The organism is Psychromonas algarum, assembly GCF_004376845.1.
Classification (GTDB): domain Bacteria; phylum Pseudomonadota; class Gammaproteobacteria; order Enterobacterales; family Psychromonadaceae; genus Psychromonas.
This window is the reverse complement of the sequence record NZ_SNUW01000008.1, coordinates 122012-136996: the sequence shown is the minus strand read 5'-3', so window position 1 is coordinate 136996 and position 14985 is coordinate 122012. Positions and strand designations below refer to the sequence as shown.

At 35.3% G+C, this 14985-nt stretch carries 11 protein-coding genes and 1 pseudogene; 6 read left to right on the top strand and 6 right to left on the bottom strand.

The features are described from left to right. The first annotated feature begins 176 nt into the window (after positions 1-176). On the top strand, positions 177-1262 hold the full coding sequence (locus tag E2R68_RS09100) for a class I mannose-6-phosphate isomerase (protein WP_134277384.1): 1086 nt from the start codon (positions 177-179) through the stop codon (positions 1260-1262). A gap of 397 nt (positions 1263-1659) precedes the next feature. On the opposite strand, the gene uxuA is transcribed toward E2R68_RS09100, so the two are convergent. After that, the gene (gene uxuA, locus E2R68_RS09095; protein WP_134277383.1) at positions 1660-2841 is read right to left on the bottom strand and encodes a mannonate dehydratase; all 1182 of its coding nucleotides are present in this window, start codon (positions 2839-2841) and stop codon (positions 1660-1662) included. 301 nt (positions 2842-3142) lie between these two features. On the opposite strand from uxuA, the gene E2R68_RS09090 reads away from it, so the two are divergent. Continuing rightward, entirely contained in the window at positions 3143-4603 is a 1461-nt protein-coding gene (locus E2R68_RS09090) for a mannitol dehydrogenase family protein (protein ID WP_134277382.1), read from the top strand. A gap of 216 nt (positions 4604-4819) precedes the next feature. Continuing rightward, entirely contained in the window at positions 4820-5644 is an 825-nt protein-coding gene (locus tag E2R68_RS09085) for an FCD domain-containing protein (RefSeq protein WP_134277381.1), read from the top strand. Between the two features lie 572 nt (positions 5645-6216). Here the strand turns inward: E2R68_RS09085 and E2R68_RS09080 are convergent. Continuing rightward, entirely contained in the window at positions 6217-7410 is a 1194-nt protein-coding gene (locus E2R68_RS09080; RefSeq protein WP_134277380.1) for an MFS transporter, read from the bottom strand. A gap of 102 nt (positions 7411-7512) precedes the next feature. Here E2R68_RS09080 and E2R68_RS09075 point away from each other — a divergent pair, with 102 nt between their 5' ends. Next, positions 7513-8382: a LysR family transcriptional regulator gene (locus E2R68_RS09075; RefSeq protein ID WP_134277379.1), complete on the top strand. Its 870-nt coding sequence runs from the start codon at positions 7513-7515 to the stop codon at positions 8380-8382. Here the strand turns inward: E2R68_RS09075 and E2R68_RS09070 are convergent. After that, positions 8379-8882 (bottom strand): YcxB family protein, encoded by a 504-nt coding sequence (locus E2R68_RS09070; RefSeq protein WP_134277378.1) that lies wholly within the window; start codon positions 8880-8882, stop codon positions 8379-8381. The genes E2R68_RS09075 and E2R68_RS09070 overlap by 4 nt on opposite strands. A gap of 213 nt (positions 8883-9095) precedes the next feature. On the opposite strand from E2R68_RS09070, the gene E2R68_RS09065 reads away from it, so the two are divergent. Further along, on the top strand, positions 9096-10274 hold the full coding sequence (locus tag E2R68_RS09065; RefSeq protein ID WP_134277377.1) for a cystathionine beta-lyase: 1179 nt from the start codon (positions 9096-9098) through the stop codon (positions 10272-10274). A gap of 419 nt (positions 10275-10693) precedes the next feature. Here the strand turns inward: E2R68_RS09065 and E2R68_RS09060 are convergent, their stop codons facing one another. Further along, on the bottom strand, positions 10694-11197 hold the full coding sequence (locus E2R68_RS09060; RefSeq protein ID WP_134277376.1) for a ferritin-like domain-containing protein: 504 nt from the start codon (positions 11195-11197) through the stop codon (positions 10694-10696). A 246-nt stretch (positions 11198-11443) separates the two neighbouring features. Next, positions 11444-12468, bottom strand: a pseudogene (locus tag E2R68_RS09055) (IS630 family transposase). Between the two features lie 190 nt (positions 12469-12658). Between E2R68_RS09055 and E2R68_RS09050 the strand changes: the two are divergent. Further along, the gene (locus E2R68_RS09050; protein ID WP_134277375.1) at positions 12659-13690 is read left to right on the top strand and encodes a DUF2157 domain-containing protein; all 1032 of its coding nucleotides are present in this window, start codon (positions 12659-12661) and stop codon (positions 13688-13690) included. Positions 13691-13893: 203 nt separating this feature from the next. Here E2R68_RS09050 and E2R68_RS09045 read toward each other — a convergent pair whose 3' ends face one another. Further along, positions 13894-14883, bottom strand: a complete 990-nt coding sequence (locus E2R68_RS09045) for a DUF2333 family protein (RefSeq protein WP_134277374.1) — start codon at positions 14881-14883, stop codon at positions 13894-13896. Positions 14884-14985 lie beyond the last annotated feature (102 nt).

Here is a 14985-nt window from a genome sequence, read left to right as displayed (position 1 = left end):
AGGTGTTTTTGGCTACTTTTTAGAGCGTTAAATGAGCTGGAACACTTAACTATGCTCGCTTTTAAGTCTTTTTCTGTAAATATATCTCATTAAAAGTTGGTAAACCAATATGGGTGTGATAATTTAATATAAAACCAATTTACATAAATGTATGGCTTTAACCAGGAGAGTACCTTATGCATTACAAAGAACAATTAATTACATTCACCCCGAATCGAGTGTGGCGTTCTTATGTGGGAGGTAAGACACTTGATCGCTTACAAAGTGTTGAAGTACCAACAGATACTCACTTTCCTGAGGAGTGGATTGCTTCTACTGTACAGGCAGTCAACCCTGGCAGAGAAGAACATATAGAGGGGATTTCAACCGCATTAATATCATCGCAGAGTGTTGATTTTGCTGCTTTAATTAAGTCTGATTTAGAATACTTTTTAGGCCCTCTGCATGCTAAAAAATATAGCCATAACCCGATGGTACTTGTGAAGTATTTAGATTCATCAGTACGGTTACACTTTCAAGCTCATCCAACGGCAGAGTTTGCAAAACTGCGTCTGAATTCAAACTCAGGTAAAGCAGAAGCTTATTACATACTTGATATTAGAGAAGATGTTACTGATCCTTATATTTACTTAGGCTTCCAAAATCCACCAGGGCGTGAAGATTTAAAAGAGATGATAGAAAATCAGGATATTGAAAAGATAGAATCCTGTTTTAAGAAAATATCAGTCAAACCTAATGATTGTTTTTATATTCCAGGTGGCATGCCTCATGCGATCGGTGAAGGTATATTAATGATCGAAGTGATGGAACCTTCTGACTGGGCTGTTAGATTTGAATTTGAAAAGTCTGGCTATACTTTGCCTGTAGAAGCACGTTTTATGAAAAGGGATTTAGATTTTTGTTTAGATGTGTTTGATTATAATCAATATACTCCAGAATATATCAAAGATAATTTTCAACAAAAACCGAAGAAGATAACGCAATATAACGAATTGTCGTATAAAGAATATTTAGTCGATAGCCAAGTTACAGATCGGTTTCGAATCTGTAAATCTACGATTAATGGTAGTGTTTTGAAAAAAGAAAATGAATTTTTTATTGGTGTGGTTGCTAAAGGCTCATGCATGATTAAAACAAATTCAGAAACATTAGTTTTATCTCAATACGACACTTTCTTTTGCCCTTATGGACTTGAAGAATTTACCATTATTTCCAATGATGGGGTCGAGATTGTTGAGTGTTACCCCCCTTTAAGTGAATAATTCACTTTTGTTATTTCTGCTCCAAGTCCGTATTACTCTCCTTTAAAAGTACACTGGTGAATTTATTCGTCAGTGGTACTTCAGTGCATTACTTAAAATTTTATTCGCTAGGTGTCGATATAATGTTTCGTTTAACGGTTTTTTTGAGCGAGTATTTTAAATATTAGCATTGCGATTAATAGTATTTACAACAGTTTAAGCAAGTAGGGGGCTTATTGCACACGTAGCTCATAGGAGCCGTGAAGGGCCGGGAATCATGTTTAGTATCGGATTGAGAATGAGGGAAATAAAATGCTTCGCTTTTAAACAACACATAAAATTATGCATAATTATGTTGTAAACATAACTAACGAGCCTATAAAGGCTCGTTAGTTAAATTAGGAAATGAAGTCATGGCTTATTTGAAAAAGCTACGTTTTAGGCCCATTTCTAGTCCTCTAATCTCTGCTAACCCTTTTAACCTACCGATTGCAGAGTATCCCGGATTGGTTGCTTTTCGTAAATCATCTAGCATTTGATGGCCATGGTCTGGGCGCATTGGAATAGGATCCGCTTTTCCACTTCTTTCTCTGCGATCTTCTTCTTCGAGAATTGCCATCACTACATTGTACATATCTACATCACCATCCAGATGTGCTGCCTCATGGAAGCTCATAGGATTTTCTTCTCGCATTGTTGAACGTAAATGCGTGAAGTAAATACGACTTCCATATTGTTTGATCATATTAACTAAGTCATTGTCACCACGAACGCCATAAGATCCTGTGCACATGGTTAGGCCATTCTGTTGACTTGGCACTTCTGTAGTTAACCATTCAATATCTTCAACAGTTGAAACAATACGAGGTAAACCAAGGATCGGACGTGGTGGATCGTCTGGGTGTATTGCCATTTTTAATCCTGTAGCATCACAAATAGGCATTAAAGAGTTTAAGAAATAAGCCAAGTTTTCACGTAACTTATCTTTACTAATACCCTCATAACGATCTAATTGTGCTTGAAATTCGGTTAATGTGTAGCCTTCTTCTGCACCTGGTAAGCCCGCTATAATGTTTGCTGTTAGTTTCTCAATATCAGCTCGAGTCATTTGATCAAAATAAGTCTGTGCTTGTGCAATTTCTTCTGGACTGTAAATTAACGCTGCTCCCGGTCTTTGTAATATGTGTAGCTCAAAAGCAGCAAAAGCAATTTGGTCAAAACGTAGCGCTCTAGAGCCATCTTCCATCTCAAAAGCAAGATCTGTACGTGTCCAATCTAAGACTGGCATGAAATTATAACAAACAGTGTCGATGCCACATTTTGCAAGGTTTTCAATTGTTTGCTTATAATTTTCTATCCACTGTAAAAAGTTACCTGTTTGGGTTTTAATTTCTTCATGAACTGGCACGCTTTCAACAACAGACCAAGTTAAACCTTTAGCTTCGATCATTGCTTTTCTCGCTAGGATCTCTTCTATGCTCCAAACATCACCATTTTTAATATGGTGTAAAGCATTTACAATACCTGTTGCTCCAGCTTGTTTAATATCATTCAAAGAAACGGAATCATTTGGCCCATACCAACGCCAAGTTTGCTTCATAATTTACCTCTCTATAACTATCCCTATTCAAATTAGTTTTACAGCCTATTTTAGTAGGAAAAATAATTGGAATTCCAATTTAATATTGGCTTGTTGCTAGAATATAATGGCTTTCGTTGAGGTTTGCAATGTAAAATAAAACTTTTTGGTTTACCAATTGTTTGGTGTGATGTACATTGTATACCAGTGGGTGTGCTGTTTATGCTTTAAGATATGAGTAGGCCTTATTACTTAATAATGAAAACCTTAGTTTAGTAAAATAGATAACTTATTAGCTATATTGATAAATCTCGGAGTAATTATGTCAATCACAAAAGTACCTTTAAAAACCATGGTCATCGACAATCAAATTAATCAAGAAATATTAAAAACACGAATTGTACATATTGGGTTTGGTGCTTTTCATCGTGCACATCAAGCTTTGTATACCAGTGAAATGATCGAAAAGAATCAATCTGATTGGGGTATTTGTGAAGTCGATTTATTTAGTGGTCGTGAATTGATTAAAAAGCTCCGCTTGCAAAACCACCGTTATTTAGTCGCTGAAAAAGGAGCCAATGAAAATACCATTAAAATGGTGGGTTCTATCAAGGAGTCTCTCCATCCTGAACTTGATAGTAAACAAGCCATCCTTGAAAAAATGGCGGAAGAGCAAGTTGCGATTATTTCCATGACTATTACAGAAAAGGGTTATTGTGCCGATCATTCAACGGGTCTGTTGGATCAAACTAATTCTCTTATTATTCATGATTTACAAAACCCTAGTGAGCCTCATTCTGCGATTGGCTACATTGTTGAAGCGTTGCGTTTACGCAGAGAAAGAGGAATTAATGGTTTTTCTATTATGTCCTGTGACAACGTACAAGAAAATGGTCATATAGCTAAAGCTGCCATATTAGGTTTTGCCTCTTTATTAGATGCAGATTTAGCGAAGTGGATAGAAAATAATGCAAGTTTTCCTTGTACTATGGTCGACCGAATCGTTCCCGCTGTAACACCAGAAACACTGAATGAAATAGAAGCGCTTTCTGGCATCAATGATCCCTGCGCGGTTGCCTGCGAACCTTTTCGTCAATGGGTGATTGAAGATAATTTTGTACAGGGGCGACCTGACTGGAATATTGTTGGCGCAGAGTTTGTGGAAGATGTTGTTCCCTTTGAAGAAATGAAATTAAGAATGTTGAATGGTTCTCACTCATTTCTTGCTTATTTAGGTTATCTGGGAGGATATACTTATATTTCTGATGCCATGACAAACGAAGCATATAGAAATGCAGCCTTAGAGATGATGCTGAAAATGCAAGCGATTACTTTAAATATGCCTGAAGGTACGAACTTAGAAGAATATGCTTATTCACTTATTGAGCGTTTTACTAATCCATCTCTTAAGCATCAAACATGGCAAATTGCAGCTGATGGTAGTCAAAAAATACCACAGAGATTTGGTGCCTCTTTACAATTTCATTTAGAGCATAATAGTAGTTATAAATGGATTGTTATTGCTATTGCTGGTTGGATGCAATATGTAAAAGGTCTAGATGAAAAAGGGAATACAATTGATGTGCGTGATCCGTTAGTAAAAACCTTTGCTGAGATATATGCAATTGAGAAAAGTCCTGAAGAGATAGTGAAAGCCTTTCTTTCAATTGAGAGTATTTTTGATCAATCTTTATTATCGAATACATCTTTCGTAGAGACGTTAACTAATACTTATATTTTAATTGGTGATCAAGGTGCTAATTTTGTCGTATCAGAGCAATAATCTAGATAATTTGAAGCGCAGCTAACTTAACATTTTTAATGTATTTCAAGTAATTATTCTAAGTTATCTTGTGTTGAGCTAAAGCCTAATGCTTTGCTCAACACATTATTATTTTCTGTTTTTGATATTGGAATTAAATAGAGTTATTTAGGTTTTTCTATACACTAGCCATATTATCTACTTACTTTAAATTTAATTAAAAGAGAAGCAATTAAGATGTCTATCAATCATCCTGACCCACAAGTCCCTAACACTCGACGCTACGTGGTTATTGGTACTGAGTTAAGAGAGCAACTATCTCAAAATATCTATAAAATTGGGGATCGCTTGCCAACAGAGCGTGATATTGCGGAATCTTATGGCGTTAGCCGTACTGTGATTCGAGAGGCCATTATTATGCTCGAGATAGAAGGGTTAGTGGAAGTGCGTAAAGGATCGGGTGTTTATGTCACTAATTTACCACAACCTGATACAGAATCAAAAACTGAGAGTCACCCTCCAATTGAATCAACGATATTATCTGCTTTTTCAGGTTTAACGGGCACGGATATAGGACCTTTCGAGTTATTACAAGCTCGCCAATTAATAGAAAGTAATATTGCCGAATTTGCCGCGCATCAAATCACTAAATCTGAAATTAATGCGATGCGTAAAGCCCTTGAAAAAGAAAAAGAAGCATTAGAAACGGGCAGTAGTAATGAGGAATATGATCGAGATTTTCATATCCTTATTGCAGAAGCGACAAAGAATACTTTTCTTGTCGATATCGTGAAATTAATGTGGAGAATACGCGTCGAAAGTTTAATGTGGGCGCAATTACATGCGCATATTGATATCGGAGATCACCGAAAAAAATGGTTAAATGATCATGCTTTGATCTTAGCCGCGTTACAAAAGAAAGATGCTCCAACCGCTAAAAAAGCCATGTGGAATCATTTAGAAAATGTAAAAAACACATTATTTTCATTATCAGATGTAGAAGATGAAAACTTCGATGGCTACTTGTTTGATTCTTACCCTTTAGATAAACATTTGAAGTAAGCATTAATCACCTTTAATGATTAAATTGTGGCAAAAATAATCGAGCTATAAAATTAAAAACGATATAGGCGATACCTTTACGGTGATCGCCTTTATGTTTAGTTAAATAGTTTTTGCTTACGTATTTGAAACGATGCTTTGTTGTTTTATATGCCCTAAAGCGAGTTAATAGGAGAGCAATCAGTATCACAATGGCGCCAATCTAAGGTGTAGTCATCAATCCTGCTTCGGCTACGATCAAACCGCCTCCCAAGCTCCTTAAGCAATACCAATATTAAAAGCTACAATATAAGACCAGAAGGATTGCCAAGCGCATCAGGGGGATGTTTCTCTGTCAATTTTACAACGTAAATCTGAAATCCCGATACGTTAGCAAAAGCAAATGTGGCCCAAACTTAAATAGTGATAACCGCGGTAATAGGGTTTACATCAGTAAAGTTAAATGCCAGAGCACTGTGCAAAATAACCACATTGCAGTGAAACCTATAAAATAATGGTTAGTACTTCAACAATGTTGAATCTGCCTTACGATTTATTGTCTGTTTGTTTATTTATTTAAAATAGAAGTTATATTAGTGCGTGTTTAACTTTTTTTGAGTATGACTGTATAAGCGCCAGCATAATGTAAATACAGTAAAGTATAATAATCCTGCACCCATCATCACTTTCTCCCAACCTCCATGTTGCCAACAATAGATTAAGTAGAATCCTCCGATGCTACCTGAAACATAATAGTGAACTAAATAAAGTGCAGTGGCTGTAGATTTAGCATTTTTAGCTTGCTGACTAACCCAACCATAAGCGAGAGAATGTGTAAAGAATGCACCAAAGCTTAATAAATTGAGCCCTATAATAATGATAATTAGTGAATCATTACTTGTGACAAGCAAACCTATTAAACTTATTATGGCGCCAAATAACATACCTATAACAGGGTTAAAATATTGACACCAAATCCCCACTAATCGAGAGCTGATGGTTCCTGATAAATAACATAGAAAAATCATTGATGCGATACTAACGGGTAATGAATAAGGTGCGCTTACTAATCTAAATCCAGTCACCGTATATATATTGATGAATAAGGCAAAATTAACTCCACCAATAAGCATGGCAAAAAATATTTTTTTATTTTTTAAATGTTGAATCACAATTCGATGGTATTGAGATAATTGGCTTGTTTGATAACAAACTTGTTTTTGTTTAGGCAGTACTAAAGCAACAATGATTGCACCAATCAGGCTTAATAAAGCCATGCAAGCAATAGCTGTTTGCCAATTAAAGTGATCCGTTATCATTCCGCCAAAAATACGCCCTGAAATACCACCTAATGAATTGGCACTAATATATGCTCCAATACCGTGACTAAATGCTTTTGCTGAAAACTCTTCTGCCATGTAAGCAACGGCTACCGCAGTAAATCCAGCTAGAGCCATTCCCATCAATGCGCGACTAATGATTAATAAAGTTAAATTATTTGTTAATAATGATGTTAAGCCAATGAGAGGTAATAAAAATAAGCTGATTAAGAGAACTTTACGCCGTCCAATGAGTTCTGAGGCAAAGGCCCAAGGTAATAACATGAGCGCTAAAGTGAATGTGCCTGCCGCTAATAACCAATTAATTTTAGTTGCGGATACAGAAAAATGATCCGCTAAAATAGGCAGCATTGGTTGAAATAGATATAAATTACAAAAGACTAAAAACGAACCAAAAGCTAAAGCCGCACTAACTTGATAATACTCTTTACTACGAAATTCAATCATCGTCGTGATCACTGTTAGGAAATATGATCAAAACAGTAGCAACTTGGTTGTGATAATGAAAATATATAATAATTATTATATTAATAGTTTTTGGTTATACCTATGAATACACGTATTCTTACTTATTTTGTTGCCGTTGCTGAACATCAGAATATTACCCATGCGGCGAATGCTTTGCATATTGCACAACCTGCATTAAGTGTTGCGATTAAAAAATTGGAAGGGCAATTAGATCTTGAGTTGTTTCGCCGCCATGAACGTAAAATGTCACTTACGGTGGAAGGAGAAACGTTATTAGTTCATGCTAAACAAATACTGCAACAACTAGACGATGCAAAACTAGCCATGAGTGAATTACGTGGATTAGAGAAAGGTGAGGTTCGTTTAGGTTTGCCAAGCATCATGGGAACATATTATTTTCCCGATCTATTAATGGCTTTTAAAAGTCGTTATCCCAAGCTCAAATTAATCATGATCGAAGGGGGAACTCAATCGATTCAAAAAATGCTATTAGATGGTGAAATTGATCTCGGTATTATTCAAACTCATAATTTGCCTGATGCATTGCAATCAGAGCATTTAGTGCATTCTCAAATGGTAGCTGTCGTAAATACAGAACATGAATTTGCAGATAAAAAAGAACTTTCATTTGCCGAGTTTTTTTCTCAAGAGTTGATCATGTTTAAAAAGGGGTATTTTCATCGCGAGCAGTTAGACGCCATTTGTCAGAAAGAAAATTTAACCGCTAATTTCTCTTTTGAAACTAATTTATTGTCTGTAATTCTTAAAGTGGTTAAACGAGATTTTGCAATTACCGCTTTACTTGAGTTAGCGACAGAAAAGGAGACTGATATTGTTGCTATCCCTTTTAAAGAGCCTATTCTTTTAGACCTTTCTATTGCTTGGAGAAAAAAAGGCTACTTATCTAAAGCAGATAGAGCCTTTTTAGAATTTGTAAAACAGAATCATTAATTTTTTGTTAACTCATTTTCTATTTTTTTATTGGATAACTTTTGTTGAATATAAGCTTGTAATTGGCTGTCTAAACAAGACTTGGTGATATATTGTTGTCCACCTTGTTGTAAATTTAACATATAGCCAGCTGGTGTTTCATGGAAGCTTTTGATTGATGGCCATGCTAGTAGGTTATTAATGTAGAGACTCTTATTTTCAATGCCATTTTCATCAAAAATAAGCGTAATTTTATTACCTGCATTTTTACTCATCATTTGTCGCGTTAACCACCAAGCGCGACGGTATTTATAACTAAAGAATTCAAGTATTGCGATACCAAAAAAGAACCATGCTAATAATCCTTGCACGTTGGTAAAAAATAAAAAGAAAATCCCCGCCAGTGATAATCCAACCATAAAAGCGATCCGTGGTTTTTGTGGACCTTTTACAATCATTGATTGATCAAAACATTCTGCATAGTGTTCACGATCTAGCATGAAGTGAGTTTCAAAGTGCATTTTTAGCCTATATAGCAATTAAAAACATGATTATATCATTCACATTAAGCTTTCTTGTTTATATTTTAGTTTTAAATAAGTTCTATTTACATGGTCTATGTTATGACAATTTTGTCGCTGTTTATCTCTTTTTGAAGTGGTAACATGTATTAAGTAATTTATTCTTTAACGCTTTAGTAAGTATTTTCTTAGATGATGAATGGGATAGGTCAAATGAAAAAAGAAACACAAATAGTAAGCTTAGGTCGAGATAAAAAATGGACTAAAGGAGTGATCAATCCCCCAGTTGTACGTGCATCAACTATGGTCTTTGAAACCATGGAAGAAATGCGTTTTGCTGCTAAAAACAAAGCTAATGGTGAAATGTTTTATGGGCGTCGTGGAGGTCCAACTCATTTTGCATTTCAAGCTGCAATTGCAGAATTAGAAGGCGGTGTTGGTACAGCTCTTTATCCATCTGGTTCTGCTGCAATTAGTAATGCTTTAATGTCATTTTTAAAAGCGGGTGACCATTTATTAATGGTGGATAGTGTTTATGAGCCTACACGTGCATTATGTGAAAGTTTGTTAGCAGGTTTTGGCATAGAAACTACTTATTATGATCCGTTAATTGGTGCTGGTATTAAAGATCTTATTCAAGAAAATACTAAGGTTTTATTCTTAGAGTCTCCGGGGTCTGTCACCATGGAAATTCAAGATGTTCCTACATTAAGTAAAATTGCCCATGAACATGGTTTGATTGTTATGCTCGACAATACTTGGGCTTCTCCAATTAACTCTCGTCCATTTGATATGGGAGTTGATATATCAATTCAAGCGGCAACAAAATATATTGTTGGTCATTCAGATGTCATGATGGGCACGGCAACCTCGAATGAAGAGCATTGGGAACAGTTGCGTGAAAATAGTTATTTAATGGGGCAGTGTACTTCTCCAGATGATGTTTATTTAGCGAGCCGAGGATTACGTACGTTAGGTGTCAGAATGGCACAGCATGAAAAAAATGCGTTACAGATTGCTAATTGGTTAGTAACTCGTCCTGAAGTGGATCATCTGCGTCATCCTGCTTTTGAATCTTGTCCTGGGCATGAGTTTTTCAAACGTGATTTTAGTGCTGCCAATGGATTATTTTCATTTGTGTTAAAAGAAGGTGATGTGAAGTCTGTTACTGCTTTAGTTGAGAATATGAAACATTTTAAAATGGGATTCTCATGGGGTGGTTATGAAAGTTTAATTTTAGGTGTTTTTGGCATTGATAAATTACGAACGGTGACTAAATGGGATAGCAGTAAACCTCTTATTCGTTTACATATAGGCTTAGAAAACTCTGATGACTTGATTGCTGATCTTGAAGCCGCTTTTGAGCGTTTTAATGCAGCACTAAAGAAATAATATATTATGAAGATAATATGAAGCTTGATAAGGAGCCATTTGGCTCCTTTTTTGTATATTTTGTTTGCAGGTTAGCCACCTTGGTACTTAATTCTATACCCGTTATCATTCAAGGTGCTTTGTTCAGTCGTTAGCTTGGAAAGCTGAGATTAATCTTCCCTAGTCATTCATTTTAGACATCACATTAATCCCCGTTTAATGAAATAGTTTATCCATCATTCGATTATCTTTTAATAAAAAGGCGTGAAAAATCAGTTGAAAAGCGAACACTGTAAAACAGGTGTTTACATTAAGGACAGTCGTGTGGCTAACTATGAGGTGTGATCGCCATTAAAATGGCTCAATCTGTGTAAATGGAACAAAACTAAACGAGCAACTAGACCAAAATACATAACTATATTGGCCTAGTTGCCCAATCTTTAACGATTTGCACTTTTTGTAAAGGCAGCAAGATGACTTTCAGATCCTTTTAATAAACGCTTAAATACATCACGGACATCGGTAGGTAAATCTTCTTGTAAAAACAGCTCATACATTTCAATATTTGCAATTTCTGCATCAACACCCACTTTTAATGTTTCAGCAAAAGTAGGGGGTACGACAGCCAATTCCAAGCCTCTATCTGGAGGTAATATAAATCCATATTTTACAAACAAAGGTTTTAATAGGCTGATATGGGTTTCTTCCGCTTTAATAATCTTACTAAATGGACGCTTTTGACCAAATTTATCCATTATTTTTTGATATTCACCACGGGCGAGGTATTCATCTTGAATAGCAAAATTTAACATGTTTTCAAGCGTGAGTTGAGCTTCTGCTACTTGTGAAACACCAGATGCACCATAGGACTCAGTTTGTGCGATAGCAGGGGAACCAATGCCTAAGCATAAAATAAGTACACCGTATGCAGGTAATTTTTTCATAATTTCATCTCCTTTGGTATATGGGCTAACAAGATATTTACTTACTTGATGTATTAACTATAAGTAAAGATTGTGGTTTAAATATGGATGAATAATGAATAATGAATAATGAATAATGAATAATGAATAATGAATAATGAATAATGAAGATAAAAAGGAGTTTATGCTTAATGCATTAAATAAACTAAATTCCGGATAAGCAACGCTTCCCAATACGACTATTTTTACAACTATACACATCCCACTTCAAGATACAGGCGTTAGCTTTTGAAAGTTGTCATTAATTCGACTCGATAATGAATCTCCTATTTCAGGAAGTTTACTTTCAAAAAATTGATCTATGTGCTCTCGAAACTCTTGGGCAGTAGAAAAATCTTTATTATTTCTTACATGCTAATTCATCACCTTCCAAAGCCGCTCTATTGGATTTAAATTGGGGCTGTATGGCGGTAAATAATGAAGCTGAATATTAAGCTCTTTCGTTTTGTTCTTTCCTGTATTTGAACGATGATAAGCCGCGCTATCGAGTATCAAATGAACACTCAGATTCGGTGGATGGTGTGCCCTCAATTCTTCTAAGAAAATATTGATATATTCACTATTTACTTTTTCATAACGTTTAACAATAGCCGAGCCAATCTGGCTCAAATTAATGGCGCCAATAATATTTAATCGCGTTCGACTACCTGTTGTCTCAATACTTTTATCATGGCCAGTTTGGATCCACCCGCATGTTACTTTAGTCGCTTGAGTTGGATGCATTGCGTTCATAAATAAAATAGGCGATTTACCTGTGGTAGCTTTGAGTTGTTTGTAATACTCGATAAATTGAACTTGTTTCTCTGGATCAAATTTATGGGGTACATCTTTTGGATATTTATAACTAAATTTGTGTTGATGTAACCATTTATTCAATCCAGAAATACTGAATGAGATCTTCCACGTATCAAAAAAGTAATCAATGATTTGGTAAGAATGTCGATAAGTATTATTAGATAGGTGACGTATTAAATCTTCTGTTTGAGCAACAGATAAATAACCGTGAGAGCCACCATTTTCAGGCTTTAATTTGCCCGTCGTAAGATATTCATTGATGTGACGATTAACACTTGTTTCATGAATGAGTAGCACTTCAGCAATCTGACGAGTAGACCATCCATTTGAATGGTGAATAATTGCTTTAATACGGTCGCAAACTCACTTATCACGAGTTTCGTGGTGCACTGCATTAATTTATGCTTTTGCTCAGAAGTTAGGTTAATTTTTTGTATTGAGCTAGCATGATCCTCATTGAACTAAAAATCAAGCACCTTCATTGATCACGGGTATATATACTGATTTATCAAAAGAGAGCATTAACGTTTTATAATTAAAAATAGATATAGCTGTAATCATGCTCTTTATTAGTTTCTTAAATCCGGTGGTTTTAGTCGATGCTCATTATCAAAGGAGTCTCACCAATTGAACCTTACAAAAAAAGATCTTGATAAGGCTGTTAGTGAAAATATTTTGTCACTTGAACAGTCGGAAAAACTAATTAATTTTCTAAAAAAACAATCCAGTACACATTCTAAATTTGGATTAACACTCATGTTTTATTACATGGGGGGCATGATTGCTATTGCTGCCATGACACTTTTCATGAATGTAGGTTGGGAGTCTTTTGGTGGGAAAGGGATTGTGTTTCTTTGCTTATTATATGCTTTGATTGGGCTTAAATTAACTAACATCTTTCAATCTAAAGGCTTGTCTATTCCAGCAGGGATCTCCGGAGCTTTTGTTATTGCTTTAACGCCTTTAGCTATTTATGGTCTTCAACATGCATTAGGTATTTGGCCTGATGAGAGTGTCTATCGTGAATATCATCGAACTATAAAGTGGCATTGGCTTTATATGGAACTGGGTACACTTGTTGTGGGGGCTATTATTGCTTGGAAGTATAAATATCCATTCTTAATAATGCCTATTACTGTGACGCTGTGGTATTTAAGTATGGATGTTACGGTTATGCTCAATGGAGGCGATGATAGTTGGGAGTTAAGAAAATTAGTTTCCATATATTCAGGGCTACTGATGATTGTTCTTGCTGCTTGCATTGATATTCGCTCACATCATAAAGGCGATTATTCCTTTTGGATGTATCTTTTTGGTGTTATTGCTTTTTGGGGAGGGATTTCATTACAGTCTTCAGACAGTGAATTATCGAAATTTATTTACTTTGTTATTAATCTATTAATGATTTTTGTGGGAGTGATTATCGTTAGGAGAGTCTTTGTTATATTTGGGGCAATAGGCTGCTCAATTTATATAGGTTATTTAGCATCAAGTATATTTCAAGATAGTTGGTTATTTCCTATCGCATTGACACTATTGGGGTTATTTATCATTTATTTAGGTGTGTTTTGGCAACAAAATGAATCAGTCATCACGATAAAAGCAAGGCAATATTTACCATTAAAATTACGTGAGTTATTAGACTTTAAAGAGATATAGATTTAAATAATAAGCAAAGTGCTTTTATATGCTGGTGGGGGATGAGTTTAATATTTTTACTCTACAATTTATTAATAACACTTTGAACTTTGAATTAGTTAAGATAAATAACTCCGTTATTAATTGGTTCTATTAATAACGAAGTCAGCGATACACTTTTGTTACTTAATTGTAGCAACTTTGAGATAAGTGATAAGGTTATTTTAACCTTGCTCTAATAAACGTCTTAAATCAATAACAGCTGCATTTGCTCGAGAAACATAGTTAGCCATCACGAGTGAGTGGTTTGCTAAGAAACCAAAGCCACTGCCATTTAACACCATTGGGCTCCAAACTGCTTGCTGTGTTGATTCTAAATCTCGGATAATTTGTTTTAAACTGATCTGTGCATTTTTCTTTTTAAGTACATCAGCAAAATCAACTTCTACTGCTTTTAATAATTGTAGGATAGCCCAAGTTGCCCCTCGGCTTTCGTAAAATACGTTATCTATTTCAATCCAGTCTGTTTTAACTGCTAACTCTTTAGCTGTTTCTGTGGATTGTTTCGCTTCTGGATCACCTGCCAGAGTAAGATCGTACCCTTCGTGGCCAACACTTGCACTTAAACGATGAGAAATAGAACCTAAACGCTTTTCAACTTCACGTAACCAATCACTTAAATTATCTGCTCGAGTATAAAACTGTGAGCCTGTATCATCTGTTTTTTCTAAACGATCACGGTAACGAGAAAAAGCTTTGATTGCATCGGCATATTCTTTTTCCGAGCTTGGTAATGCCCAACTTTTATGGGAAATGTTAACTTTGGTTTGTGCGATTTCTAAATCTTTATCACCGGTTGATTGTGATTGAGAACGACTGAAATCCAAACGCATAACCAATGCTAAATCACGTACTTGTTCTAATACACCATATTCAAACGCTGGCATATTATCCATAATGATGCCCGGTGGTGTTATATCATTAGATAGGAACCCACCTGGTTTATTGATTAGCCAATCAGTCAGATCGATTAATGTCGTCGTGGTTGTATAACCTGGTACTATCTTTTGATTTGCTGCTGTAGCAACTTCTTGTGTACGTGTTTTCACATCATAACTTGATGGCATCCATCCCCACCAAAGAGAAACAAGCCATAACAGAAAGGAAATGATTAAAAGCATATAAAAAATGCTTTTTTTAATTGAAATGGACATGATGTATTCCCTATGAATAAGATAAATAAAACGACATGATTAATGATAATAACCACAGACTTAATATAACTACTATCAATATAGACCTTAACATAATATCTC